At 71.2% G+C, this 24,802-nt stretch carries 22 protein-coding genes and 2 pseudogenes; 10 read left to right on the top strand and 14 right to left on the bottom strand.

The window, feature by feature from the left end:
- Window positions 1-211 precede the first annotated feature (211 nt).
- Window positions 212-748, top strand: coding sequence for a tyrosine-type recombinase/integrase (locus ACWGR4_RS22305; RefSeq protein ID WP_452128400.1), 537 nt, complete (start codon window positions 212-214; stop codon window positions 746-748).
- Here ACWGR4_RS22305 and ACWGR4_RS22300 read toward each other — a convergent pair.
- Window positions 703-1,527, bottom strand: a complete 825-nt coding sequence (locus ACWGR4_RS22300) for an IS3 family transposase (protein ID WP_452128399.1) — start codon at window positions 1,525-1,527, stop codon at window positions 703-705. The two genes, ACWGR4_RS22305 and ACWGR4_RS22300, sit on opposite strands and share 46 nt — an antisense overlap.
- Between ACWGR4_RS22300 and ACWGR4_RS22295 the strand changes: the two genes are divergently transcribed.
- Window positions 1,436-2,176, top strand: a complete 741-nt coding sequence (locus ACWGR4_RS22295) for a SigB/SigF/SigG family RNA polymerase sigma factor (protein WP_452128398.1) — start codon at window positions 1,436-1,438, stop codon at window positions 2,174-2,176. The genes ACWGR4_RS22300 and ACWGR4_RS22295 overlap by 92 nt on opposite strands.
- 404 nt (window positions 2,177-2,580) lie before the next feature.
- The gene (locus ACWGR4_RS22290; protein ID WP_452128397.1) at window positions 2,581-2,934 is read left to right on the top strand and encodes an STAS domain-containing protein; all 354 of its coding nucleotides are present in this window, start codon (window positions 2,581-2,583) and stop codon (window positions 2,932-2,934) included.
- Between the two features lie 523 nt (window positions 2,935-3,457).
- Here ACWGR4_RS22290 and ACWGR4_RS22285 read toward each other — a convergent pair.
- Window positions 3,458-3,598 (bottom strand): hypothetical protein, encoded by a 141-nt coding sequence (locus ACWGR4_RS22285; protein WP_452128396.1) that lies wholly within the window; start codon window positions 3,596-3,598, stop codon window positions 3,458-3,460.
- A 220-nt stretch (window positions 3,599-3,818) separates the two neighbouring features.
- Between ACWGR4_RS22285 and ACWGR4_RS22280 the strand changes: the two genes are divergently transcribed.
- Entirely contained in the window at window positions 3,819-4,019 is a 201-nt protein-coding gene (locus ACWGR4_RS22280) for a hypothetical protein (RefSeq protein WP_452128471.1), read from the top strand.
- A gap of 253 nt (window positions 4,020-4,272) precedes the next feature.
- Here ACWGR4_RS22280 and ACWGR4_RS22275 read toward each other — a convergent pair.
- From ACWGR4_RS22275 to ACWGR4_RS22245, 7 genes and pseudogenes are all read right to left on the bottom strand, one after another.
- Window positions 4,273-5,584: pseudogene (locus tag ACWGR4_RS22275) on the bottom strand (phosphoketolase family protein); the annotation flags it as partial.
- A gap of 333 nt (window positions 5,585-5,917) precedes the next feature.
- Window positions 5,918-6,763 (bottom strand): SigB/SigF/SigG family RNA polymerase sigma factor, encoded by an 846-nt coding sequence (locus tag ACWGR4_RS22270; RefSeq protein ID WP_452128470.1) that lies wholly within the window; start codon window positions 6,761-6,763, stop codon window positions 5,918-5,920.
- A 292-nt stretch (window positions 6,764-7,055) separates the two neighbouring features.
- Window positions 7,056-7,373 carry a GlsB/YeaQ/YmgE family stress response membrane protein gene (locus ACWGR4_RS22265; protein ID WP_452128395.1) on the bottom strand — a complete coding sequence of 106 codons (318 nt, stop codon included), beginning with the start codon at window positions 7,371-7,373 and terminating at the stop codon, window positions 7,056-7,058.
- A gap of 215 nt (window positions 7,374-7,588) precedes the next feature.
- The gene (locus ACWGR4_RS22260) at window positions 7,589-7,993 is read right to left on the bottom strand and encodes an Asp23/Gls24 family envelope stress response protein (RefSeq protein ID WP_452128469.1); all 405 of its coding nucleotides are present in this window, start codon (window positions 7,991-7,993) and stop codon (window positions 7,589-7,591) included.
- A gap of 749 nt (window positions 7,994-8,742) precedes the next feature.
- Entirely contained in the window at window positions 8,743-10,059 is a 1,317-nt protein-coding gene (locus tag ACWGR4_RS22255) for a PP2C family protein-serine/threonine phosphatase (RefSeq protein WP_452128394.1), read from the bottom strand.
- Between the two features lie 80 nt (window positions 10,060-10,139).
- Entirely contained in the window at window positions 10,140-10,865 is a 726-nt protein-coding gene (locus ACWGR4_RS22250) for an ANTAR domain-containing protein (protein ID WP_452128393.1), read from the bottom strand.
- Between the two features lie 45 nt (window positions 10,866-10,910).
- Window positions 10,911-11,654 (bottom strand): GAF and ANTAR domain-containing protein, encoded by a 744-nt coding sequence (locus tag ACWGR4_RS22245; RefSeq protein ID WP_452128392.1) that lies wholly within the window; start codon window positions 11,652-11,654, stop codon window positions 10,911-10,913.
- A 343-nt stretch (window positions 11,655-11,997) separates the two neighbouring features.
- Between ACWGR4_RS22245 and ACWGR4_RS22240 the strand changes: the two genes are divergently transcribed.
- From ACWGR4_RS22240 to ACWGR4_RS22230, 3 genes are all read left to right on the top strand, one after another.
- Window positions 11,998-12,204 carry a cold-shock protein gene (locus ACWGR4_RS22240; protein ID WP_452128391.1) on the top strand — a complete coding sequence of 69 codons (207 nt, stop codon included), beginning with the start codon at window positions 11,998-12,000 and terminating at the stop codon, window positions 12,202-12,204.
- Between the two features lie 373 nt (window positions 12,205-12,577).
- Window positions 12,578-14,137, top strand: coding sequence for a DEAD/DEAH box helicase (locus ACWGR4_RS22235; RefSeq protein WP_452134108.1), 1,560 nt, complete (start codon window positions 12,578-12,580; stop codon window positions 14,135-14,137).
- Window positions 14,138-14,751: 614 nt separating this feature from the next.
- Window positions 14,752-15,468, top strand: a complete 717-nt coding sequence (locus ACWGR4_RS22230) for a GAF and ANTAR domain-containing protein (protein WP_452134109.1) — start codon at window positions 14,752-14,754, stop codon at window positions 15,466-15,468.
- Window positions 15,469-15,662: 194 nt separating this feature from the next.
- Here ACWGR4_RS22230 and ACWGR4_RS22225 read toward each other — a convergent pair whose 3' ends face one another.
- The 3 genes and pseudogenes from ACWGR4_RS22225 to ACWGR4_RS22215 all read right to left on the bottom strand — a co-directional run bounded on the left by ACWGR4_RS22225 (window position 15,663) and on the right by ACWGR4_RS22215 (window position 18,561).
- Window positions 15,663-16,277 carry a hypothetical protein gene (locus tag ACWGR4_RS22225; RefSeq protein WP_452131015.1) on the bottom strand — a complete coding sequence of 205 codons (615 nt, stop codon included), beginning with the start codon at window positions 16,275-16,277 and terminating at the stop codon, window positions 15,663-15,665.
- Between the two features lie 360 nt (window positions 16,278-16,637).
- Window positions 16,638-17,141 (bottom strand): LuxR C-terminal-related transcriptional regulator, encoded by a 504-nt coding sequence (locus ACWGR4_RS22220; RefSeq protein ID WP_452131016.1) that lies wholly within the window; start codon window positions 17,139-17,141, stop codon window positions 16,638-16,640.
- Window positions 17,142-17,551: 410 nt separating this feature from the next.
- A pseudogene (locus ACWGR4_RS22215) lies at window positions 17,552-18,561 on the bottom strand (HAD-IC family P-type ATPase).
- A gap of 195 nt (window positions 18,562-18,756) precedes the next feature.
- Here ACWGR4_RS22215 and ACWGR4_RS22210 point away from each other — a divergent pair.
- Window positions 18,757-19,632, top strand: a complete 876-nt coding sequence (locus ACWGR4_RS22210) for a universal stress protein (protein WP_452131017.1) — start codon at window positions 18,757-18,759, stop codon at window positions 19,630-19,632.
- A gap of 130 nt (window positions 19,633-19,762) precedes the next feature.
- Window positions 19,763-22,480: a bifunctional acetate--CoA ligase family protein/GNAT family N-acetyltransferase gene (locus tag ACWGR4_RS22205; protein ID WP_452131018.1), complete on the top strand. Its 2,718-nt coding sequence runs from the start codon at window positions 19,763-19,765 to the stop codon at window positions 22,478-22,480.
- Window positions 22,481-22,555: 75 nt separating this feature from the next.
- Here ACWGR4_RS22205 and ACWGR4_RS22200 read toward each other — a convergent pair whose 3' ends face one another.
- Window positions 22,556-22,990, bottom strand: a complete 435-nt coding sequence (locus tag ACWGR4_RS22200; RefSeq protein WP_452131019.1) for a hypothetical protein — start codon at window positions 22,988-22,990, stop codon at window positions 22,556-22,558.
- 238 nt (window positions 22,991-23,228) lie between these two features.
- Entirely contained in the window at window positions 23,229-23,723 is a 495-nt protein-coding gene (locus ACWGR4_RS22195; RefSeq protein WP_452131020.1) for a universal stress protein, read from the bottom strand.
- 257 nt (window positions 23,724-23,980) lie between these two features.
- Here ACWGR4_RS22195 and ACWGR4_RS22190 point away from each other — a divergent pair, with 257 nt between their 5' ends.
- Entirely contained in the window at window positions 23,981-24,622 is a 642-nt protein-coding gene (locus ACWGR4_RS22190) for a hypothetical protein (RefSeq protein ID WP_452131021.1), read from the top strand.
- Window positions 24,623-24,802 lie beyond the last annotated feature (180 nt).

Below are 24,802 nucleotides of genomic sequence, written 5' to 3'. Positions count from 1 at the left end.
ATGGGTTGGTACCGGGTTGTGGTCGCGGGGTGGGCGTGCAGGGTTGAGGTAGGGGCCCCTTCGCTCTTGGGAAGCGATCACGATGCGTTCTTCAGCCTGTAAAGGCCGTGTCCATCGTCGGTGTGGTTGTCGTGATGAAGGGCGTAGGCAGATCGGTGCTCGTTGTCCGGGGCTGGTGGCTGATCCCGGGCACGGTACGTGGACGTTCGCGGTGGATCTGCCTGCGCCGTCCGGGTCTCGGGTGACGGTTCGGCGGGGTGGCTTCGACAGTGACGAGGCTGCTGCGGCGGCGTTGCGGCGTTTGTTGGAGGGGGCGGTCGGTGGGTTCGATGCGGATCCGAATCAGACGGTGGCCGAGTACCTGTCGGAGTGGTTGCAGGCCAAGGCGTTGACGTGGAAGCCGACCACGTTGGCTCGCTATCGGGACTATGTGGTCAACGATCTGGTGCCGCATCTCGGTGTGATCCGGTTGGACGAGCTCGGTCGTCGTCATCTGGTGGGGTTCGCTCGGCGGCAGCTTGCGGCCGGTCGGGGGCGGGTGACGGTTCATCGGTGCATGGCGACGTTGTCGAGTGCGTTGGGGGAGGCGGTGCGGCAGCATCGGCTGCAGTACAACCCGGCGCGGCCGACGATCGTGCCTCGGCCGCGAGCGGCGGAGCGGGTGAGCTTGCTCCGCTTTGACGGACACCCTCGTTGTGTTGTTCAGGCCGCCGTGAGGGCGGCCTCGTATTCGACGGGTGTGCGGTAGCCGAGGCTGCTGTGCAGCCTGCGGATATTGTACCAGGCCTCGATGTACTCGAATACCTCGGCGCGGGCGGCGGCCCGTGTCGGCCAGGGCCGGCCCGGTCCCAGGTCGTTCTTGAGGGTGGCGAAGAACGACTCGGCGAGTGTGTTGTCCCGGCACCGGCCGGTGCGTCCGACCGAGAGACGGATCCCGAACCCTGTTGCGAGCAGGGCGAATTCGTGGCTGGTGTACTGGCGGCCGCGATCCGAGTGGAACACCTTTCCGGCGTTCGGGCGCTGTCTGCGAACGGCGTCGCGCAGCGCGTCGGCGACCGGCTCGGTGCGCAGGTGGTCCGCGGAGGCCCAGCCGACGACCTTGCGGGTGGCGATGTCGATGACGGTGGCGAGGAACAGCCATCCCTGTTCGGTGGGCAGGTGGGTGATGTCGCCGCACCATCGCGTCACCGGTGCCGGTCCGGGCGTGAAGTCGCGCCCGATCAGGTCGGGGCGGCCGGAGGCGTGCGGGTCGGGGACGGTGGTGCGCCGTCCTCGTCGGCGATGTCCGCCGACGAGGCCTGCTGCGCGCATCAGCCGCGCGATGCGGCGGCGCCCGACCCGGGCACCGCCGCGGACCAGGACCGCGTGCACGCGCGGGGCTCCGTAACTCCCGCGCGAGGCCCGGTGGGCGTTCACGGCGGCTGACGCGCGGGCGATGTCCAAGGTCTTGTTCGATCGGCTGGGGGTGTTGGAGGAGGGCACGCACGAGTACCAGTACGTGCGCAACACCCTGATCGAACTCAACATCCCCCTCGTGCGGTTCGTCGCCGGGCGCTTCCGCTCGCGCCCGGAGACCACCGAGGAGATGGTCCAGGTCGGCACGATCGGCCTGATCAAGGCCATCGACCGCTTCGACCCCTCCTTCGACGTCGAGTTCCCCACCTTCGCCGTCCCCACCATCTCGGGGGAGATCAAGCGGTTCTTCCGCGACACCTCCTGGTCCGTCCACGTGCCCCGCCGGCTCCAGGAACTGCGCCTGGAACCGGTCAAGGCCCGCGACGCCTTCACCACCGAACACGACCGCGAACCCATCCCGGCGGAGCTCGCGAACAGGCTCGGCCTCGCCGTCGAGGAGGTCGTCGAGGGACTCACCGCCGCCGCGGGCTACACGGCTGCCTCCCTCGATGCCCCCGTCGGCGGCGACGGTCCCGCCGAGGCCAATGCCTCGCGCGCCGCGTTCGTCGACCCCGGCTACGACCTCGCGGAGAATCTGCACGACCTCAAGCCGCTGATCGCGGCTCTCCCACCGCGCGACCGCGACATCCTGTCGGTGCGCTTCGGCCGGGAACTCACCCAGTCCCAGATCGGCGAACGCCTGGGCATCTCCCGGATGCACGTCTCGCGCCTGCTCGCCCGCACACTCGCCAGGCTGCGGACCGAACTTCTCGCCGACTGAGGCCCGATCGAGATACGCGGGGATGTGCGCGTCCCAGCGGGATTTCGGCCCGCATGCCGCGAACAATCTCGCCCTGCCGCGACCGCCCCGCCGCAGTCCGAACCTGATGCCGATTCGATGGCACTCATCGTCACGCCCCTCACCCGCCCGCCGATGTGCGCAACGCCTTCGGCCGGGTTTCCGGGGGGCGCCGGCTGCCTTCCTGCCGACCATCTCGTGCCACCGCCCCGGCAGGCTCGACGGTGGGCTGTCTGCCGACGGATGCCTGGCAAGTATCCTCCGTTACCCGGTCGGATGGCGGTGATTGCCTTTAATAGTAGGAAATAGGTTCCACGTGCTTATGCTTCCCGTATCGGCCCGGACCCCGTCGATGTCATCGCACATCGACACGATCGGGGATCGCCATGTCCGTTTCGGGTGCCTATCCGCTGTTGTCAATCCGCCGGCACGGTAATGCCCTGGTGATCGTGTTGCGAGGCGCGATCGACGCGGCGAACGCTCCGGAGATCGAGTTCCACCTCGATTGCTTTACCGCGATCGGGCCGGCGCTGCTGCTGATCGACCTGCGCCCGGTGACCTTTATCGGCTCCTGCGGCATCAGGCTGCTGGCGCGTGCCCACGAACGACTGCTGGCCCACGGCGGCAGCCTCAGTTTGATTTGTGTGCGTCCGTTTGTGCTGCGCCTGTTCGCCGTTCCCGGTCTGTGTCCGTGCTTCACCATCCTCGATCGACTGCCCGATCCCACCTTCGCGGCCTGACCGACATCCCGGATGTCGGCGGGGTCGGCCGCCACCGTCGGCCGACCCGGATGCGTCCGTGCGCACGCAACTCGACCGACGCCTCGGTCCGTGCGCCGCACGACGCCGTGTGTGCGAGCCGGCGCCGGATCGGCTCGGCGGTTCATTCGTGCGGCCGCCGGACACGGGCTCGGTTGCTTTGGTCGGCAGTTCGGCGGGTCGTGCGGGATCGGGTTCCTCGGGTCGCGGTGCGGTGTCCGCCTGCCTCGGCCTCTGTCGTTGCGGAGGGGATCGATTCGACCCCACGCGCAAGGACTCGGCCCGGGCCCGTCGCGCCGAGTTCGTCCCTTCTCGACGGCAACGGCTCGCCAGAGACCGCCTGTTGAGTCCATGGCGGCATATCCGGCAGCACCGCGCAGGGGCCGATGGGCCCGGCGGATCGGGCCCGACTGGCCCCGGCCGCGGCCCGGCTGCCCAGCCTGTGTGACCGGAGCGGGATGCCGAGTCGTTGTCCGAGCCGAGGATCGGCGGGCGTTCGCCGCCGTCAACCCAGCGGGACGCGCCATTCCAGGACGGCTCCGATGTCGGGCGCGGGTCCGAACGAGCAGATGCCACCGAGGGTTTCGACCCGCTTGGGGATGTTGCCCAGGCCGCTGTCGCGCGTGAGGGTCGGCGGCGGACCCACGCTGTCGTCGCGGTGTCGCCGGTGGGCAGCCCGCGGGTCAGGTTGTCGATGGCGACGCCGTCCGCCGCCGCGAGGGTGCGCAGCACCGCCTCGTCGTCCTCGTCGAAGTCCGCGCCGCCGCGTTTCTCGGTCGGGTACAGGTTGCCGAAGACGGTGTCGCGGATCCGGATGGACCCCCACGAAGGTGTTCATCGGCGGGTGGCCGGCATTCACCGGCGGAGTGGGTGAGAACGACGACACCTTGCGCGCCGACATGGTCGCCGAACTGGGCTTCCTGGACGTGCGGTTGGACCCGGAGGCCAACGCACGGGCGCGAGCGGACGCCGAGATCGGCGCGGCGGGCGCGCGGGTGCGCAGCGTGGTCGTCACCGCCGGTGAGGACGTGTGGATCGCACGCGAGACCCGCGAGACGGTGAAATGAGGCCCGGCTCGCCACGGCGTGGGCCACCGGGCCTGGCCCGGCGCGAGGTGTTCGGCGGCGGCTGCACGTCGGTCCGAACGAGCCGTGTATCGGCGGACGTTCGGCCCGATCCCGGTCCCGGCGGAGGGGACATGGTGTGACGTGGCCTCGGGGAGGGATCATGCAGCATGGCATGGGTGGCCGGGGCTCGCGAAGTGGGCGGCGACAAGGCATGGTTCGGGCGTCGCGAACCTTTGCGGGCCCCCGGTTCGGGTCAGCGGGTACCTGGCGAGTCGGCCGACCAGGTCCAGTCGCGGACCTCGGACATGTCCTCACCGTGTTCGAGGATCCAGGAGCGGTGGCGGGTGCGGGCGTCGAGCATGGTCTGGCGTACCGTCGCGGCACGCGAACCGAGGCCGGGGACGCGGTCGATGACGTCGACGACGCGTTGGTAGCGGTCCATGTCGTTGAGGACGACCATGTCGAACGGCGTGGTGGTGGTGCCGTATTCCTTGTATCCGCGTACGTGCAGATGGGCGTGGTTGCGGCGGCGGTAGGCGAGGCGGTGGATCAACCAGGGATAGCCGTGGTAGGCGAAGATCACGGGGACGTCGACGCCGAACAGCGCGTCGTATGCCGCGTCCGGCATGCCGTGCGGGTGTTCGCTCTCGGGGAGCAGTCGCATCAGGTCGACCACGTTGACCACGCGCACGCGCAGTTCGGGTAGGTGACGGCGGATCAGGTCGACGGCGGCCAGGGTCTCCAGGGTCGGCACGTCACCGGCGCAGGCCAACACCACGTCGGGGTATCCCTCGTCGTTGGAGGCCCATTCCCACACCCCCGCGCCGCGCGTGCAGTGCAGGATCGCCTCGTCCATGGTGAGCCAGTCGGGGGTGGGCGTCTTGCCGGCCACGATCACGTTGACCAGGCCGCGGCTGCGCAGGACGTGATCGCCTACGGACAGCAGGGTGTTGGTGTCCGGCGGCAGGTAGACGCGGACGACCTCGGGGCGTTTGTTGATGACGTTGTCGACGAAGCCGGGGTCCTGGTGCGAGAAGCCGTTCTGGTCCTGGCGCCAGACGTGGGAGGTGAGCAGGTAGTTGAGGGAGCGCGTCCAACTCCCCACGTGGCATGCGCGCGAGGAGTGTCGGGTTGGCGATCTTCCAGCCGTTCAGGTGCAGGATCGGCAGTACGGCGCCGTCGGTGCGCGGGCTGAGGAACTTGTTCCCGTGCCAGGAGGCGGCGAGCGGGCCGGTCTCCGCCTCGCCGTCGCCGATCACGCACGCGACGACCAGGTCCGGGTTGTCGAAGGCGGCGCCGAAGGCGTGCGCGAGGCTGTAGCCGAGTTCGCCGCCCTCGTGGATCGAGCCGGGCACGCCGGGCGCGATGTGGCTGGGCACGCCGACGGGTTGGGAGAACCGCCGGAACAGGGTGAGCATGCCGGCCGCGTCCCGGGACACGTCCGGGAAGCGCTCGCTGTACGTGCCGTCCAGCCACGAAGCGGCCAGCGCGGAGGGCCCGCCGTGTCCGGGGCCGGTGACGTGCAGGGCGTGTGTACCGCGTTCGCGGATGGCCCGGTTCAGGTGGGCGTCGTCGACCGCCGTCAGGTCGGGCTCTGCGGGGGTTGCCGTCGTCATCGGTTTTCCTCTCGTGCGTCACCGGAACTGCGCTCGTTCCCACGCTCGTGTCCTACCGCGTGCCGAGTGAAGGGCCGAACGGCCATGCGAAACCGGGCCCTCTGGGACTGATGCCGGTGAGCCGGGGTGAAATCTCGTGCCTCGTGGGCGATACGAATCGGTGCCGTGCCTCGGGAGCCGAAATGGAGGCGAACGGCGCCGGACGACGAACGGGCCGACGCCGCCGGCGGAGCGCTTGCGCGTTTCGTGCGTCCCGGCTCGAAGGACTTGTCGCCGCGCGGGTCAGTCGGTGACGAGTTCGGCGCGGAGTTTGTCGAGAATGCGGGTGAGCAAGCGGGAGATGTGCATCTGGGACAGGCCCAGGTGTTCGCCTATCTGGGCCTGGGTCATCTCTTGGCCGAAGCGCATGGACACGATCTCGCGCTCGCGCTGTGGGAGCGAGGCGATGGCCGGCTTGAGGATGAGCAGGTTCTCGACCCTGTCGAAACCCGGGTCCACAAACGTGGCCCGGATGCTGAACATGCCGGCCGGGCCGTTGCCCGCGAGGGCGTCCAGGGATACCGCGGTGAAACCGGCGGAGGCGGTCAGTCCCTCGGTGACTTCCCCGATGCCTTTTCCGGTGAGTTCGGCGAATTCGGCGGTGCAGGGTTCGCGATCGTGCTCGGCGGTGAACGCGTCTCGAGCCTTGGCCAACTCCAGGCGGAGTTCCTGTAGTCGGCGCGGGACGTGTACGGCCCAGGAGGTGTCGCGAAAGAAGCGCTTGATCTCGCCGGAGATGGTGGGGATCGCGAAGGTGGGAAACGCGTAGCCCAGGGCCGGGTCGAAGCGGTCGATGGCCTTGATCAGGCCGATCGTGCCGACTTGGACCATTTCCTCCATGTTCTCGTGGCGGGCCCGGTAGCGGCCCGCGATGTAGCGCACGAGCGGGATGTTCGTCTCGATGAGCGTGTTGCGCACGTACTGATACTCGTGCGTGCCCTCCCGCAACACCCTCAACCGGTCGAAGAGAACTCTCGACATCACCCGAGCATCGGCCGTGGTCGTCTCGTCCGTGGCGCCCGCTGTCGGCAGGGTGGCGGGCGGCGTGTGCCGCCGGCCGGTGGTCGCGTCGGTTGTCATCGCGGTGATCGGGTGCACCGGGCATCCCTCTCGATTGTCGGACGATCGCAGGGGCGCGTTGCCCGACACCGAGCGAGGTACGTCCGTGTGCGGTGATCCATCGCGTTGACAATCTCGCGGCAGAGGTGCCGGGCGCGGGCCTCCCCGGGGACCCGCGGGCCATCCCGCGTGGAGCGCCCGCACGCGGTGAAGGGGGTACCGGGCCTGAGGTGCCTGCCCCGCTGCCCGCTCCGGCACGCCGTTCGCGGGGAATCGGAGAGCGAGCAGGTCCCGTGCGTGGTCGCCGACGCGGACGATGCGGTCATCGGCGAGCCCGGCTCCTGTGCGGGCGCCGACTGCCGGTCCGGCGGCCGGTGCCGCCGCGCTGCCCTTCGAACAGGCGGTAGCCGACGAGGAGGAGCGCGGCGCCGGCGATGGCGCTGACCCAGGTGGAGAGGTTGAAGAAGCCCTGGGTGCCGTGGACGTGGAAGAGGTGCACGGCGAGGTAGCCGCCGAGCAGTGCGCCGACGATGCCGATGACGATGGTGACGACGAATCCGCCGGGGTCCCGGCCGGGGACGAGCATTTTGGCGATGATCCCGGCGACGAGTCCGAGGATGATCCAGGCGATGATGCCCATGACCGTGCGCTCCTGATCGGTTGTGGTGTACCGGCTGCCGCCGCCGGGTTCGGGCCGGTGGCGGAATCGTGTGCCCGTGCGTCCGAGCCGTGTGAGCTCGGGGTGGCGGGATGCATTCGCCTTGGCGGGTCTCGTGGTTGCGCTCGGCGATCGCCTCCGTGTGGCGGTGGCGGCGGAACGAGCGAAGGACCGAGCCGGTCGGGCAAGGAAGGGTGTTACCGCACGCGGGGCGTATCGTCCGCGATGTCGTCGTCGGGCAGGTGGATGTCGTGGACGGAGATGTTCACCTCGACGACCTCCAGGCCGGTCATGCGCTCGATCGCGTCGATGACGTTGGCGCGGACCTGCGCGGCGACATCGGCGATGTCCATGCCGTAGTCGACGACGACCGCCAGGTCGACGGCGGTCTGCTTCTCCCCGACCTTCACCTTGACGCCGCGGCCCGCGGCCCTGCCGGTCCCGGGTACGCGGTCGCGCACCGCGCCGTAGGTGCGGGCGAAGCCACCGCCCATCGCGTGGATGCCGGGAATCTCCCGGGCGGCCATACCGGCGATCTTCTCCACGACGCCGTCGGCGATGGAGGTCCTGCCCCGCGTCGCGGGCGGCTCCCTGGGCGTAATCCGCGTGGCCGGCTCGCGTACGTCGAGTTCGAGTGATTCGGCGTGGGGCGCCTGGCCGACCTCGGGCCGGGTCTGCACCTGCGGTTCGGGCTTGGACAGTGTGTGGTTGATCGGCTTCGTCACGCGAAGCCACCTCCTCGGGACATCGACTGGCTTACGAGCGACCGGCGTACGAGCGGCGGCAGGCCCGGCGTCTCACGACGTGCGAAGCCGGCCGAGACGGGCCGGCCGACGGGATTCGCGACGTGGGTCGCGACCGAGCACCGGGTTGGCAGCACCGTGGCGCGTGCACGCAGCGGGATGGGTCCACTTGTCGCCCGCCGCTGGTGGTGGGAGCGGGGAGCGGCGCGACGGTACCGACCGGCGCGCGTCTCTCCAGACCCGGCCGAAGACCGGGCAGGCGCCGATGGCGATGACACGGATCCCGGTAGTCGCGTGCACCACGTGCCTCCTCGGAGCGGACGGTTCGTCTCGCCGCCGGGGGCCCGGGCTGCTATACGCAACGTAGTACCACAATCCCTCCCTGAACAGGCCCGCCGCCGAGGTATTCCGTCGCCGGGGACCGCGTCCGGACGGTGCCGGCGACGAGCCCCACCCTCGACGGCTCGTCGACTCCGGTGCGGCAGGGACGCATCGCACCGAACTCCCCGATGCCGCACGCCCGTGCCGTTTCGCCGGGACCCCGCGGACGACGACCGCGTAGGGCCCGAAAAGTGAACACAGGCGGTGTGATCGGTGCGGGACGGGGGTCAGCTTGCGGGTGGCGCCCGCAGGAGCATGAGGGCGGTGTCGTCGGAGGCGTGGCCTCGGGCGTGGTCGGTGACCGCGTGGGAGAGGTGGTCCACGGTTCGGGCGGCGTCCAGGCCGCGGGTTTCGCCGAGGGTTTCGGCGAGGCGTTCTTCGCCGAACAGGGGGTGTCCGCGTCCGGCGCGGGCCTCGGTGATGCCGTCGGTGTAGAGCAGCAGGGCGTCGCCGGGGTCGAGGCGGAAGTGGGTCTCGGTCAGTCGCACGTCGTCGATGAAGGTGCCGGAGAGGGTGCCGGGGCAGTGGACTTCCTCGACGGTGCCGTCGGCGCGCCGAATCAGCGGGGGTGGGTGACCGGCGCTGGAGAGGCGGCCGGTGATGCCGTCGGGGCCCGGGCGCAGGATGGCGAGGACGGCGCTGAGGAAGCGGTCGTCGGTGCGCTGCTCGACCAGTGCCTCGTGCAGACGGTGCAGGATCTTGGCGGGCGCCGCGTGTTGGGTGGCCTCGGTGCGGATCGTGTAGTGGGCCAGTGCGGTGATCTTGGCGGCCTCTATGCCTTTGCCGCAGACGTCGCCCATGACCGCACACCAGTTCTTGCCGCCGGTGCGGAAGAGGTCGTAGAAGTCCCCGACGACGTCGGTGCCGGTGATGTCGGCGGCCAGGTACAGCGCGGCGGCGTCCAGGCCCGGGACGGTGGGCAGGCGTGGCGGCAGGAGGTTGTCCTGGAGGGTTCGGGCGAGGGTGGCGGAGGCGTGGCCGGCGTCGCGGGCCCGGGTGAGTGCCTGGCGCAGGGCGATCTCGGAGGAGGCCGCGCGGGCCACGGTCTGCAGAGCCTGCAGATGGGCCGTGGTGAAGGGGCGTGGTCGGGTGTCGACGACGTAGAAGCCGCCGAGGACATGGCCGTCGACGGAGAGGACCGGGTAGCCGGCCCAGGCTCCGATCCGCGCGGCGGACAGGACCTCGAAGCCGTCGACGCGGGGGGCGTAGCGGGCGTCCTCGGCGATCAACGGCGCGCGGGTGGCGATCAGGAGGTGGCAGGGACTGTCCGCGAGGCGGCTCTCGCGGGTGGCCGCGTCGGGATCGACGCCGATCGCGCTCTTCCAGAACACCCGCTCCGTGTCCGCGACCGTGAGGAACGCCGCGCGGGCGCCGGTGATCGTCAGGGCCAGTCGGACGAGGTTGTCGAAGAACTCCTCCGGAGGGCTGTCGAGCAGGCCGCTCGCGGTGACCGCGGCCAGCCGCCGCGGATCGCACACGGCGGCCGACGGTTGGGCGGTGATGTTCGAGCCGGTCGGCTCTCGGGCCGTTTCGATGGACGTCATGCGGCCCTTTTCCGGTGGATGCGAGTCGGACCCGAACGCGCCTACCCGGGTCCTGCGCTGTGGGCCGGCCGGGTGGCCTGTCATGGGCGGGTCGGCCCGTCGTCGTCCTCGGTGCGCAGGTGCAGGCGGTGGTCGAGGACGGCGCGGGCGGTGTCCAGCAGAGGTGAGTCGTGCCCGAAGGCGTGGGCCCGCAGGCGTATCAGGGCATGGGCGGGTGTGATGCCCAGTTGTGCGCTGAGCATGCCGGTGGCCTGATGGACCTCGGCGAAGTGCAGTTCCTGCCCTTCGGCGAGGAACGCGGTGGGGGAGTCGGGTTGTGCGGCGACACCGATGAGGAGTGATCCGAGGGCTCCGGCCAGGACGAACGCGTCGGTGAGTTGACCGGGCGTCATCGGGCCCGGTGTGGTGCGGTGGCCGGTGAGGACGCCCAGGACGATGACGCCGAGCCGCAGGGGGAACGCGAAGATGGCGTGCACGCCCAGGTCCATGATCTCGGGGAGCAGGCCGGGCCAGCGCGTCGGCGGGATCGCCGGGAGGTCGGCGGCGAGGAAGAGCGTGCCGTGGGCGGCGTCGGTGCTGGGTCCTTGGCCCTGGGTGAGTTGCAGGTCCTCCAACGGGGCGGTCAAAGCGCCGCAGGATTGGAGGAGTTCGGGGGGCGGGCCGCCGGGGGCCAGGAGGAAGGCCAGTCCGTCCAGGCCCAGGGACTCGGCGCACTCGGACAGCGGAAGCGGACTCAGGGCGGGGCCGGCTCGGGTCTGTTGGGCGAGCAGGTACCGGGCCATCGCGCGCTGCGACACCGATGTCATCGCGGATCCCCCGGCCTGGAGGCGGTGGCACCGCCCGGCGGTGTGTCAGGCACCGGGGCCGATCAAGGACGGGTCCACGCTGCCGTCCAGGATCGCCCGGGCGACGTCGGTCAGGCGCAGACCGTGCGCGTGGGCATGGGCGCGCAGGAGCCGGAACGCCCGGTCGACGCCGATCTCGCGATGGTGTGCCAGGAACCCGTTGGCCTGTTCGATCACGATCCGGCTGTCCAGGGTGGCCTGCAACTGGGCCGCCACGGTCATCTGCTCGTGCACGGCGCGGTGTTGCAGCACGCCGATGGTGGCGGTGTCCGCCAGCGCCTGCCCCAGGCGCAGGTGCGCCGGGTCGAGCGGGCCGGAGCGGTCTCGGAAGAGGTTGAGGGCACCGATCGTGGTGTCGTGCAGGCGCAACGGGGCCGCGACGACGGAGGTGAAGCCCATGTCCAATGCGTGGGGGGTGAATCGAGGCCATCGTCGGCGTGCCATCTCGGTGTCGAGTGCGACGTCGGAGACCGGGGCGCCGGTGTGACAGCAGTCGCGGCACGGCCCTTCGTCCCACTCGATACTCGCCAATTCCAGATTGCGGGTGCGCTCGTCCGAGGCCGCGGCCTCCACGACCCGGCCCTCGGGGGTGGCCAGCATGACCCCGGCCGCCGCGACGTCGAGCAGTTCGACGCAGTGCTCGGCGAGGGTGTGCAGGAAGTTGATGGCGTCGAAATCCCGCACCAGCGTGTTCGCCAGATCCACGAACGCCGCCGCCAACAGTTCCTCACGCGGTCGGACGGACACCACAGCCTCAGATCCCCACGGTCGTAGGCGAACCTCACGGGGATCGGCCCTGCCGTGTCTCGCGCCCAGTATCGTCGGCACATCACCCGCAGTCCACCGAGCAACTCCCACCGTACCGGTGCCGCGGCGCAGCGGGCCCGCGCCGGGAATACCCGAAGTCGTCGGTATCCGTGCTACGTTGATTCCAGTTGCAGTTGTGGTACCCATGAACTTTGTGTGCACCTGACGGGCGTGATCCGCAGGTGCATTTTTTGTTTGGCCGGTCATCTCCGGATGGGCTCCTTGCGGCGACGCGGAATCGCACATCTTGGATTCCGGAACTGCTCCCCCGATGAAGGAGAACGACATGGCGACCACCGGTACCGTGAAGTGGTTCAACGCGGACAAGGGCTTCGGCTTCATCGAGCAGGACGGCGGCGGCCCCGACGTCTTCGCCCACTTCTCGAACATCGCCGCCCAGGGCTTCCGTGAGCTCCAGGAAGGCCAGAAGGTCTCCTTCGACGTCACCCAGGGCCAGAAGGGCCCGCAGGCCGAGAACATCGTTCCCGCCTGACGCCTTTCGGCGCCTCCGTGCGAGGACCCCGCCACCGTGAGGTCGCGGGGTCCTCGCACGGCGTTCGTGTTTCCGCCGCCGGCCGCTCGTTCCTCGTCCCGAGGTCACGGCGACGGCAGGCGACGCAGTATCCCCGCCCGGCAGGCGGCGGCCGACGGCTTTCGACCGCGCACCGCCCGCCGCCCCCGGACCTTGCAGTCCGTTCGAGCCGGCCGTCTTTTCCGACGACGCCGCGCCTTTCGAAGTGTGTTCGCGCGAATTTCCTTCGCCCCGCTTCGTTTCCGCTTTTCATTTCGGCTCGTTCTCGTGATGCCTTGCGCGGCTTTCGGCTGCCGGGTCTCCGCGGTACGTGCCGTGTCGAGGAAGGTTCCCCGTGAACCCGAACGCCCGCTCCAACAGCTCTTCGTACGGTTCCTCCTCCCGCGGCCGTAGCGGCGGCACCGGCGGCTACGGCCGCTCGGCCGCCGGCGGCAGCGGCTACGGACGTTCCGGCACCTCCGGCTCCTCGGGTCGCTCCGGCGGCTACGCCCGTTCGGGCGGTTCCGGCGGCTACGGCCGTCGTTCCTCCGGGGCGCAGGGGGAATTCGCGCTTCCGGTCACCACCACCCCGGCGCTGCCCGCGGTGGCCTCCTTCGCCGAGTTGGACATGCCGTCCGAACTGCTGGCGACCTTGACCGGCCTGGGTGTGACCGAGCCGTTCCCGATCCAGGCGGCGACGCTGCCGAACTCGCTGGTCGGCCGCAACGTGCTGGGCCGGGGCCGGACCGGATCCGGCAAGACGTTGGCCTTCGGCCTGGCACTGCTCGCGCGTACCGCCGGCCGGCGCGCCGAACCCCGGCATCCGCTCGCGCTGGTGCTGGTGCCCACCCGTGAGCTGGCCCAGCAGGTCACCGACGCCCTGACCCCGTACGCCCGTTCGCTGCGACTGCGGACGGCCACGGTGACCGGCGGCACGCCGATCGGCCGCCAGATCACCGCACTGCGCGGCGGCGCCGAGGTGGTCGTGGCCACGCCCGGCCGGCTCAAGGACCTCCTCGATCGCGGCGCCTGCGTGCTGACCGAGGTCGGTGTCACGGTCCTGGACGAGGCCGATCAGATGGCGGACATGGGCTTCATGCCGCAGGTCACCGAACTCCTGGACCGGGTACGCCCCGACGGGCAGCGGATGTTGTTCTCGGCCACCCTGGACCGCAACGTCGACCTGCTGGTGCGCAAGTATCTCCACGACCCGGTCGTGCACTCGGTCGACCCGTCCGCCGGCGCGGTCACCACGATGGAACACCACGTGCTGCACGTCCAGGGATCGGACAAGAACGCCGCCACCACGCACATCGCCGCCCGCGACGGCCGGGTGATCATGTTCCTCGACACCAAGCACGCGGTCGACCGCCTCACCGCGCACCTGCTGGAGAGCGGGGTCCGCGCCGCCGCGCTGCACGGCGGCAAGTCCCAGCCCGAACGCACCCGCACGCTCACCCAGTTCAAGTCCGGCCACGTCACCGTCCTGGTCGCCACGAACGTCGCCGCCCGCGGCATCCACGTGGACAACCTCGACCTGGTCGTCAACGTCGACCCGCCCGGCGACCACAAGGACTACCTGCACCGCGGCGGCCGCACCGCCCGCGCCGGCGAGTCCGGCAGCGTGGTCACCCTGGTCCTGCCCGGCGAGCGCCGCCAAATGGCCCGCCTGATGTCCGACGCCGGCATCACACCGCAGACCACCCAGGTCCGCTCCGGCGAGGCCGAACTGACCCGGATCACCGGCGCCCAGGCACCCTCCGGAATCCCGGTCGTCATCACCGCGCCGGCGGTGGACCGCCCCCGCCGCACCGCCGGCGGCTCCTCCTCACGCGGACGCCGCAGCGGCTCCGCCCAGGCCCGCCGATCCGGCCCCGGCACCCGCCCCGCACCCCGCGCGGTCACCGCAGCCTGATCGGCATCCCGTGACATCCGGCCCTGAAGCGCCGGCCACGCACCCGTCCACCGGGTGCGCGTGGCCCGGTACTTCAGGGCCGTTCGCCGTCCCGGACATGTCGCCGGCGCACGCCGAGTGCCTCGTGCTTCACGGGAGATACCGGCGAAGGTCGGTTCCGGCGACGGTGATATTCCCGGATCGCGCGGATCGGACGACGCAGGGTCTCGGGCGCCGGCGGGCATCGGCGATGCGGCCGGTCGCGAAGTCGACGAACCGGTCGGGTCCGGAGGTCTCGGCTTCGGGATGCGCGCCTCTGTGACACCGCCGGTGTAGAGCAGGAGCCGGCCGTCGGGCCCGAGTTGTTCCTCGTACGGCTCGACGGGCAGGCCCGCGAGGAGTGCGCGGTCGAGCGCCGTGTCGAGGATGGCGTGGTCGGCTTCCGCACCCACGAAGCCCAGGCGTTCGGCTACGCTCACAACCGACGCCTGGCTCGCGTGGGGTCGCCCATCGACCGCGCCTCAACCTCGGGAGCAGTCGCGCGCCGGCCCGTGACCCGCCGCGAGGCAGCGCCGGCCCCACCGCGCTTACTCGTCCGCCTATCGCGGGACCAGTCTCGACCGAGGGTGACGCTGATGGATGAACAACTCCTTGCCAAGACGTTCGTCGAACTCGCCGACAACCTCGTCGCCGACTTCGACCTCATCGACTTCCTGCGCCTGCTCACCGATCGTTGCGTCGGCATGTTTGGCGTCGGAGCCGCCGGCGTACTCCTCGCGGACCCGAACGGCGAACTTCGCGTGATGGCCGCCTCCGACGAACGGGTGCGTCTGCTCGAACTCTTCCAATTGCAGAACGACGAGGGCCCCTGCCTGGAGTGCTACCGCACCGGCGCTGCGGTGTCCGTCCCCGACCTCGCCGCCGAAACCGACCGGTGGCAACACTTCGTCGCCGAAGCACGCTCGAACGGCTACGCGGCCGTCCAGGCGCTGCCCATGCGCCTGCGCAACGAAGTCATCGGCGCCCTCAATCTCTTCCGCGTCACCCCCGGACCCTTCGACCCCGTCGACACCCGGATCGCCCAAGCCCTCGCCGACGTCGCGACCATCAGCCTGCTCCAACAACGGTCCTTTCACCGCAGCAGCGTCGTCAACGAACAACTGCAGTCGGCACTGAACAGCCGCGTCGTGATCGAACAGGCCAAAGGCAAACTCGCCGAACGCCACGACCTCGACATGGAACAGGCGTTCACCGCCCTACGCGGCTACGCCCGCTCGCACAACCGCCGACTCTCCGACGTCGCCCGAGATTTCATCGACGGCACCGAACCCCTGGCCGAACTCGAGCACTGAACCCGAGCACGGACCGAGGACGCCGATACCGGCGTCGTGAGACGGAGAGGGAGACGGGCGCACGGTCATGGTCGGCCGATGCCCGGTTCCCCGACGGTGCCGACGGACGGGCAGGCGCTCCGCCGGGAGACCCGACGGAGCGCCTGCCCGAATTCCGCTCACCGCGCGAGGGCGGTCGCCGATCGCGTGGTGCCTCAGCAGGGGAGAGTGGTATGGCCTGAGGCGCCGGTGGCGCCGGTGGTGCCGTCCGCGCCGAACGTGGCGGCGGTGCCGTTGCCGCCGGGCATGCCGGGACAGACCGGACTGGCTGCCCCGCCGGCGCCACCGAGGCCGCCCTTGTGGCCGCCGCCCGCCGTGGACGCCCCGCCGTTGCCGCCCTTGCCGCCGGCGATCCCGGCGCCCGCGTCGCCGACGCCGCCCACGCCGCCCTTGCCACCGGTCCCGCCGAGGGTGGCCGCGCCGCCGAAGCCGCCGTTGCCGCCGTTGCCGTTGGCACCGCCCGCGCCGCCGGTACCGCCGGCACCTCCGACACTGGCGCTGCCGTCGGCGTTGCCGCCGGTTCCGCCGGTACCGCCGTTGCCGTTGGCACCGGCCGCGCCACCGGTGCCGCCCAGGCCGCCGAGGCCGCCATTGGTGCCCACGCCGTCGGCACCGTTGCCACCGGGGAAGCCGAGGATGCCGATGGCGACGCGGGACCCGGAGCCGCCCGCGTCGACCAGGGCCGCGGCGGAGGCAAGGGTCGGAGTCGCCAGGCCGGCCACGGCGATGGCGGCGACCACGAGGGTCCGGGACATGACGGGAGTGCGCATGAAGCGCATGGGAATACCTTCCGATTTGCGCGGCCGAAGAAATTCCTCGGCCGACAAACAACCACCCTAGGCAGGAATATCGCGTTCCGCCCCGATCGGGTGATTATATTTCTCGGAATACTGTATTGGTCGAACTTTCGCTCTAAATATTATTACCTTGCCACAATATGGTGGTTGCCTGATGCCGGGGAGGAGGTCTCGCGCGGGCATGTCGAATCGGTCCTCGTTTTCAACGGGAGGGGCTACACCACGGTGCGGGGCCGGTGTCGCGGAGCGCGGACGTGGCATCTCCCCGGCCCTCACAGTCCTCGCGATTCCCTGGCCGACCTCGCCGAGGTGAGCGGGCGAATGGGTGCGGGGTCAGGGTCGGTGCTCGTCGTGGTCGTGGTGTCGTTCGGTCTCGTATACGGCCGCTTGGACGCGGCGTTCGACGCCCGGCTTGTCGAGCACGGCCCAGACGTAGTTCTTGACCGTCTTCTCCGCGAGACCCAGGGCCTCGGCAATCTCACGGTTCGTCAGACCCTCCGCGATGTGTGCCGGGACCTGCTGCTCTCGATGGCTCGGTCCCGCCGTCCCCGGATCGGCGACCGACCCGCTGCGGACCCGGTCGAGAACTCGGGTGGTCACCGCCGGGTCGAGCAACGATTGCCCGGCCGCGACAGTGCGCACCGCGGCGACGAGATCCCGGCCCCTGATCTGTTTGAGGACGTAGCCGGACGCGCCTGCCAGGATCGCTGCGAACAGTGCTTCCTCGTCGTCGTACGAGGTCGGGATCAACGCCTTGATCTCGGGAAACCGCGAGCGCACGTCACGACACACGTCGATCCCGCTGCCGTCGGGCAGTCGCCCGTCGAGGATCGCCACGTCCGCCGGGCGGTCCCTCGATCGGGGCGGCCAGGACTCGGGGCGGCGCGTTCGTGTCGCGGAACAACTCGGACAAGGCGTGTCGCAGGCGCTCACGAGCCACCTCCACCGGCGCATCACTGCCCGGGAAGTCCGGCTTCGTGTCCGCGAGATGCTCCCACACCGACACCACGTCGAGCACCGATCCCCGTTTGCTCGCCTGCCTTGCCGCCCGGCGCAGCGAACGGAGGGCACCCGGTCACGCGGAGACGGGGCGGGTGGCCGGCGTCACCGTGGAGCGGCCGGCGAACGACGCAGACCGGTGCTGAAGTACGCGGCGCGGCGACGCAGGTGCCGGAGTTCGTCGCCGGCTCGCCGGTGCGGGTGGTCGACCGCCGCTGCGCGGTGGAAGAGGTGTTTCCCTACTTCGATCAGGGCCAGGTAGCCGACGACCATGCCCACGAGGCCGCGAAGAACGCCGCCGGCAGCGGGCGGAAGCCGAGGGCGTGGGCGAACGGGGTGGCGGGGATGAGCACCCCGACGGCGACGACGCCCAGGGTCGCCAGCGTCAGCGGCAGGCTGGGTCTGCTGCGGAGGAACGGGACGCGCCGGGTGCGGATCGCGAAGATCACCAGCGCCTGGGTGGCCAGGGATTCGACGAACCAACCGCTGCGGAACTGCTCGGTCCGGAGTCGAAGACCCACAACATGACCGCGAACGTGGCGAAGTCGAACACCGAGCTGAGCGGGCCGAAGCACAGCATGAAGCGGCGGATGAAGGCGATGTCCCAGTGCGAGGGCCGGCGCAGTTGTTCGTCGTCGACGTTGTCGGTGGGGATGGCGAGTTGGCCGGTGTCGTAGAGCAGGTTGTTGAGCAGGATCTGCGACGGCAGCATCGGCAGGAAGGACAGGAACAGCGACGCGCCGGCGGCGGAGGCCATGTTGCCGAAGTTGCCGGAGGTGCCCATCGGGACGTACTTGATGGTGTTGGCGAAGATCCGGCGGCCTTCGGCGACGCCGTCGGCCAGCACGTCGAGGTTCTTCTCCAGCAGGATCACGTCGGCCGCGTCCTTGGCGACATCGTGTGCGGACTCGACCGAGATGCCCACGTCGGCGGCGTGCAGCGCGAGCGCGTCGTTGACGCCGTCGCCCAGGAACGCGACACCGCCGCCGGTACCGCTGCTGCGACGCACCCGCACGATACGGGCCTTGTGTTCGGGGCCGACGCGGGCGAACACGGTGGTGTCGACGACCGCGGCGGCCAGGGCGGTGTCGTCGAGGGCGGGGCCGAAGCGGATGCGCCGCTTCGCCGCCGCCCCGTCCGATAACCCCGAGGCGGCGTCCGTGTCGAGCCCGCGCAGGACATCGGAAACCGACAGCGCGGCGGCGGAGGTGACATCGCCGACCGTCCCGAGCGGCGCGATCGGCGGGGACAGCGTCATCGGGCTTCTCCTCGGGCGAATCGCACACGGAACAGGTGTCGCCAGCCGGGCACATCGCCACGACCCGTCCCCCAGCGTGCGTCCGGCCCACGACGCGTTCCAGGGCCGACCGGCCCACCGGCGAAGGGCCGGTCAGCCCTGCCGCGCGGTCGCGGGCGGAGGCATGGTGGGCCGCACGACCAGAGGAGAACGCACATGGCAGTCAATACCGAACCGCGCGTGATCGTCGGCGTGGACGGATCCGAAGGGGCGAATCTCGCGGTCGAGCACGCGGCACGGGAAGCCGCCCTGCGCGGGCTCCCGTTGGAGATCGTCACCGTGTGGGACCCGGTCCAATACAGCGAATGGGCGATACCCGCAGAGGACGCGGGCAAGGAAGCCGAACGCATCGCGCAGGACGCCGCGTTCCGCGTCCGGGAGCTGTACCCGCAGCTCGAACCGACGGCGCGCGCGACACGTGGCAACACGATCGAGCGGTTGCTCGTGGCGGGGGAGGGCGCCACGCTCATGGTGCTCGGCAGTCGCGGACGCGGACCGGTCGCGGAACTCCTGCTCGGATCGGTGAGCCTGTCCGTCGCCGCGTACACGATCTGTCCGGTGCTCGTGGTTCGCCCGGGAGTTGCGACAGCGGCGTCGGGAGACGGCGACGAGGGCACGGTCGTACTCGGTGTCGCCGGGTCCGATTGCCTGCCCGCCGTCGAAGCGGCCTTCGAGGAGGCCCGGGTGCGCGGATCGCGCCTGCGCGTGGTGACCGCGTGGTTGGATCCGCCCCCGTTCCCCATGGCCATCCCGGTGCCGGCCGGCGATTCCGCCGCCGCCGACGCGCTGCGACGCAGCGCGCTGGAGGCCGTCATTGCCCAGGTGCGTCCCGACCACCCCGGCGTCGACGTGGACATCGAGACCCCCCGCGACACGGCGGCGCACGCACTGATCACCGCGTCGCACCGAGCCGACGTCGTCGTCCTGGCCGCCCACCGCCGCACCGCCCGCTTCGGCACCCGCCTGGGCCGGGTCAGCCACGCCCTCCTCCACCACTGCCATGCACCCGTCCTGCTCGTCCCGGTCGACTGACCGCAGCACTGTCGTCGCGGCGACGCGACGCCCGGGACGTCCGGACGCGAGGGGCCGGCGGCCCCCGCCCGCACCTCCCGGTCGGGCGCCCGCACAGCCGGAATCACCCACCTCGACAAGGAAGCCGACCATGACGCGGACCGAGAGCACCGGCGGGACCTGGGTATTGACCTCCGACGGGGCCACCATCCACGTGCGCCGCCCGGAACCCCGCGACGAGGACGCCGTCCTGGCCATGCACCGCGCGATGTCCGTCGAAGACCTGCGGCTGCGTTTCTTCGGCATCTCCGACACCGCCGTGTCCCAGGCCGCGCGGCGGATCTGCGCGGTCGCGCGCCCGGGGTGCGGCTCGCTTGTCGCGGTCTCCGGGGACCGGATCGTCGGCGTCGCCGAGTACATCGCCATCGCCGGATCCGGTGCGGCCGAAGGATCCGGTGAGGCCGAACTCGCCCTCGCCGTCGCCGACTCGTGGCACGGACGCGGCGTCGGCACGCTGCTGATCGAACATCTGGTGGCGTTCGCCCGCGAAGACGGCATCCGCGCACTGGTCGCCGACACGCTGACCGGAAACCGGCAGATGTTGCGCGTGTTCGCCGATATGGGACTGCCCGTGCACAGCAGTCGCGAGGACGATGTCGTGCGCTCGGTGATCCCCCTGGACGTGGGCGCGGAGAACCCGGGGTACGACACCTACCTGGAGGCGATGGGTGCCCGCGAGGGCATCGCCGACGTGGCGAGCCTGATCCCGCTGTTCCGCCCCCGCTCGATCGCCGTGGCCGGGGCCGGCCGGCGAGCCGACTCGGTCGGCCGCGCCCTGCTGCGCAACGTGTGCGACGGCGGATTCGGCGGCACCGTCAGTGTGCTGCATCCGAGCGCGCACACGGTCGAAGGCATTCGGGCCCATCGGCGCCCGGCCGACCTGCCGCAAGCCCCCGACCTGGTGATCGTCGCGGTGCCGGCGGCGGCCGTCCCCGACCTCGCGGAGGACTGTGGGCGCGCGGGCGTGCGAGCCCTGCTGGTCGTGACGTCCGGGCTCACCGCGGAACAGGGCACCCGGCTGCGCGCCTCCTGCCGGCGGCACGGCATGCGCATGGTCGGGCCGAACTGCCTGGGGCTGGCCCGGACGGATCCGGACACGTCGTTGAACGCGACGTTCGCACCGCTGGCACCGCTACCGGGCGGCATCGGGGTCGCCGTGCAGTCCGGCGGGGTCGGGATCGCGTTGATCGGGCAGTTGAACCGACTCGGCATCGGCACCTCGACCTTCGCGTCACTCGGTGACAAGTACGACGTCAGCGGTAACGACATGCTCCAGGTATGGGCCGCCGACGACCGCACCACGATGGCCGTCCTGCACCTGGAATCGTTCGGCAACCCGCGCAAGTTCTCCCGGATCGTGCGTCGGGTCGGGCGGGGCATGCCGGTGCTCACCGTCGACACCGGCCGCTCGGCCGCCGGCCGCCGCGCCGCCGGCTCGCACACCGCGGCGGCCGTCACCCCGACCGTGGCCCGGGGCGCGCTGTTCACCCAGGCCGGCGTCACCGCGACCCGGTCCCTGGGCGACCTGATCGCCACCGCCGCGCTCCTGCACGCCCAACCGCTCCCGCAGGGCCCCTCGATCGCGGTGGTCGGCAACGCCGGCGGCGCCGGCGTACTCGCCGCCGACGCGTGTGTCGACGCGGGACTGGCCGTGCCGAGCTTCGACGCCGACCTCGAAAGCGACCTGCGCGCCCTGCTCCCGCCGGGCGCGGCGTGCGGCAATCCCGTCGACACCACCGCCGTCGTCGACGCCGGGCAACTCCACGCGTGCGTCGACCGCGTCCTGGCCTCGGGCCACGTCGACGCGGTCGTGCTGGCCCTCGTGCCCACCGCCCTCGGCGACCCACTGGCCGATGTCCTGCGTGGCCCCTCCGTGCGTGAGCACCCCGTCGTGGTGGTCGCGCCCGACCGCGCCGCGTCGGTCGAACTGCGGACCGGCGCCGACGGCGGCGGCACCCCGGTGTACAACGACACCCGAACCGCGGCCGTCGCGCTCGCGCACGCCGTGGACCGCACGATGTGGCTCACCCGCCCCCGCGGTACCGTCCGTCGACCGGCCGACCTCGACCGGGCGACGGTACGCACCCTGATCCGCGAGTTCCTGCGCGAACACCCCGAAGGCGGCTGGCTGCCGCCCCGGGCGTGCGCCCGGGTGCTCACCGCGTACGGCATCCCGCAGAGCCCGTGGCGCCACGTCCGCACCGCCGAGGAAGCCGTGGCGGCCGGTCGGGAACTGGGCCCGCTCGGCGACGAGGGCCGGGTCGCGCTCAAGGCCCACGGACCGGACCTGGTGCACAAGACCGACGCGGGCGGCGTGCGGCTGCGCCTGCTCGGCGACGAGGAGATCGGCGACGCGTTCACCACCATGGCCGACCACCTCGGCACAGCCATGCGCGGTGCCGTCGTCCAGCCGATGGCACCGCCGGGTATCGAACTCATCGCCGGCGTCACCCAGGACGAAGTCCTCGGCCCACTGATCATGTTCGGCCTCGGCGGCGTCACCACCGACGTCCTGGACGACCACGGCGCCCGACTCACCCCCCTGACCGACCTCGACGCCGCCGCCCTGATCACCGGCTCCCGGGCATCGCGCCTGCTGTACGGCCACCGCGGTTCCGCCCCCGCCGACACCGACGCCGTCGCCGACCTCCTCCAACGCCTGTCGCACCTCGCCGACGACCACCCCCAGGTCACCGATGCCGAGTTCAATCCGCTGATCGCCCGCCCCGACGGCGTCATCGTCGTCGACACCCGCATCCACCTGGCGCCGCGCACCCGCACCGACCCCTACCTGCGGCACCTGCGGTAGACGACACCCACGCACATGCGCGGCTCGCCCACCGGCCCCGCCGCGCAGGGGCCGGCGTGCATGTTGTGGGGCCGGTCACGACCACGCGCGGTTCGGGGCTCGGCGGTGGAGCGTGACCGGTGTGTACGCCCAGGCCGAGGTGAACGGCGCGAGGGACGTACGGACCGCGGTCCGTACGTGGTTGTGGGTCGCGCGACTCGGCACGGTGTCGAGGGTGATGTCGGCGACGACGGTGGTGTCACGCAGGACGAGCCGGACTTCGATGCCGGCCGAGGGGCCCGTTCCCCTGGCGGTGAGAGCGGTACGGACGGCGCGGGCGACCACCCGATGCGCCGTCGCACCGATCGGCGAGAGGGCGCCCGGGCACGCCGCGACGAGTTCGGTGGGACCGCACAGGACGTCGGCGCGAAGCAGGGGGCCGCCGCTGTCGGCGGGCCCGCACACCACCAGGGGGACTCCCGCGACGAGGGCGCACTCCGCGCCCTGAGCCGGCCCGCGGCGTCCTCGCAATCGCCCTTCCTCGCCTCGGTGATCACGATCTTCAGATTCTCGCGGCGCATGACGTCTCCTCGTCTCGGAGTCGGCGTGGCCACGCCGATGCACACCCGACAGGGCCGAACGCCCCGCGCGGCATGGTCCGTCGGGGAACTCCCGGCTTCCGTCCGGCGGCTTTCACACCGGCCCGGGCCGGCGGCGCGCGAGGTGGCGAAGCAACGCTTTCCCGTTCCGTCGGGCCGGCCCCGCGGGCCTACTCGGATCGGTTCACCTGCTGTGCGTGCGATACGTCGGCCGCCGATACGGTCACCACCGGACACGGCGCGCAGCGCAAACATTCCCTGCCGACCGCGCCCACCGGCCTCATCCGGCCGGGCTCGGTGCGCGTTCCGAGCACCAACAGGACCGCGCCGACCGTGGCCGACAACAAGACCGGTACGGCCCGACCCTCGATCGACTGCCTGACGACCGTCAGGCCGGGGCGCTCGCGGTGCGCGTCCTGTTCGGCGGCGTCCATGATCTCCCGGACCGCGCGGCGCTGTTCGCCGGCCCGCGCCGGGTCGGGCTGCGGCGCGTAGGGGGCCAGAGTGCTCCCTGCCGCCTCACACCCGTGGACGAGATACAGGGCCGTGCCTCGCAACGCGGCCTCGTGTGCGGCCCACACCACCGGGGCTCGGTTCATTCTCGGATCCCCGTCGATGCCGACGACCACGTAGGGAACATCGTGGTTCGGGTGTCCCGGAGTCATGGTTTCCTCCTCGGTGGTGCGGATGCCATCAGCCTTCGCGTGTCGGCGCGCGCTGCCCAGAGCCGGTCGGCCCTGTTCCTTCGGGGAGCGTCGGGCCGTTACGCCGGGCAACCGGCCGGGTGCCCTGGTTGCTCGGGCCGGTCGGCCCTGGGAGCGATGCGTGGATCACGACACCGTGGGACGCAGCCCGAGCACGACATCGGCGGGCCGAGCCCCGGGCGCCTGCCCGAGGTCGTTCTACCGGGGAAGGAACCGAGATGGCCACGTCGCACGCGGATCGTTCGAAGACCCGCTCTCACCGTCCGCAGCGCGGGACGCTCATGTCGGCGGGTGAGGCCGAGAGCACGACCACAATCGCCGGCGCCGGCGTGTTCGCGCGAATTCGGCCCGCCGAGCTATCCCTTGCGGGGCTGCGCGTCGGGTTGGGGTTCGTATTCCTGTGGGCGTTCCTCGACAAGACCTTCGGCTTCGGGTACGCCACCGCGAACGGCAAGGGGTGGGTCGACGGCGGCTCACCCACCAAGGGCTTCCTGTCCCACGTACACGTCGGCCCGATGGCCTCGACCCTGCGCGGCTGGGCGGGTGCCGGCTGGGCGGACTGGATGTTCATGCTCGGCCTGCTCGCGGTCGGCACCGCGCTGGTCCTGGGCATCGGGATGCGCCTGGCCGCCGTCGCCGGCACCGCGATGATGGGCCTGATGTGGCTCGCCGAGTGGCCGCCGGCCAAGCACCTCGACAGCGGAGCCCCCAGCGCGTCCACGAACCCGTTCGTCGACTACCACCTGATCTACGCCCTCGCTCTGATCGCCCTGGCCGCGTTCGCGATCCGCAGCCGTCTCGGCCTCGGCTCGCGCTGGGCCCGCATCACCATCGTCGACCGCAACCGCCGGCTGCTCTGACCCGTCGACATCGTCCGGCGCATCGACCCCCCCGCCCGGCGGGCCGCGACCCAACCGGAAGCCACGATCGGCATGTTCACCATGAACGCCGAATCCGACCTTCCCACGGCCCGTGCGGCGCGGGCTCGGCTTCCTCGGCGCCCGCCGCCGGCGTAACTGCCCGGCCGGGTACGCCTGCGG

Source organism: Embleya sp. NPDC055664 (assembly GCF_053618075.1).
Note: the sequence above shows the minus strand (reverse complement) of the source record. Positions and strands in the feature narration are given on the sequence as shown.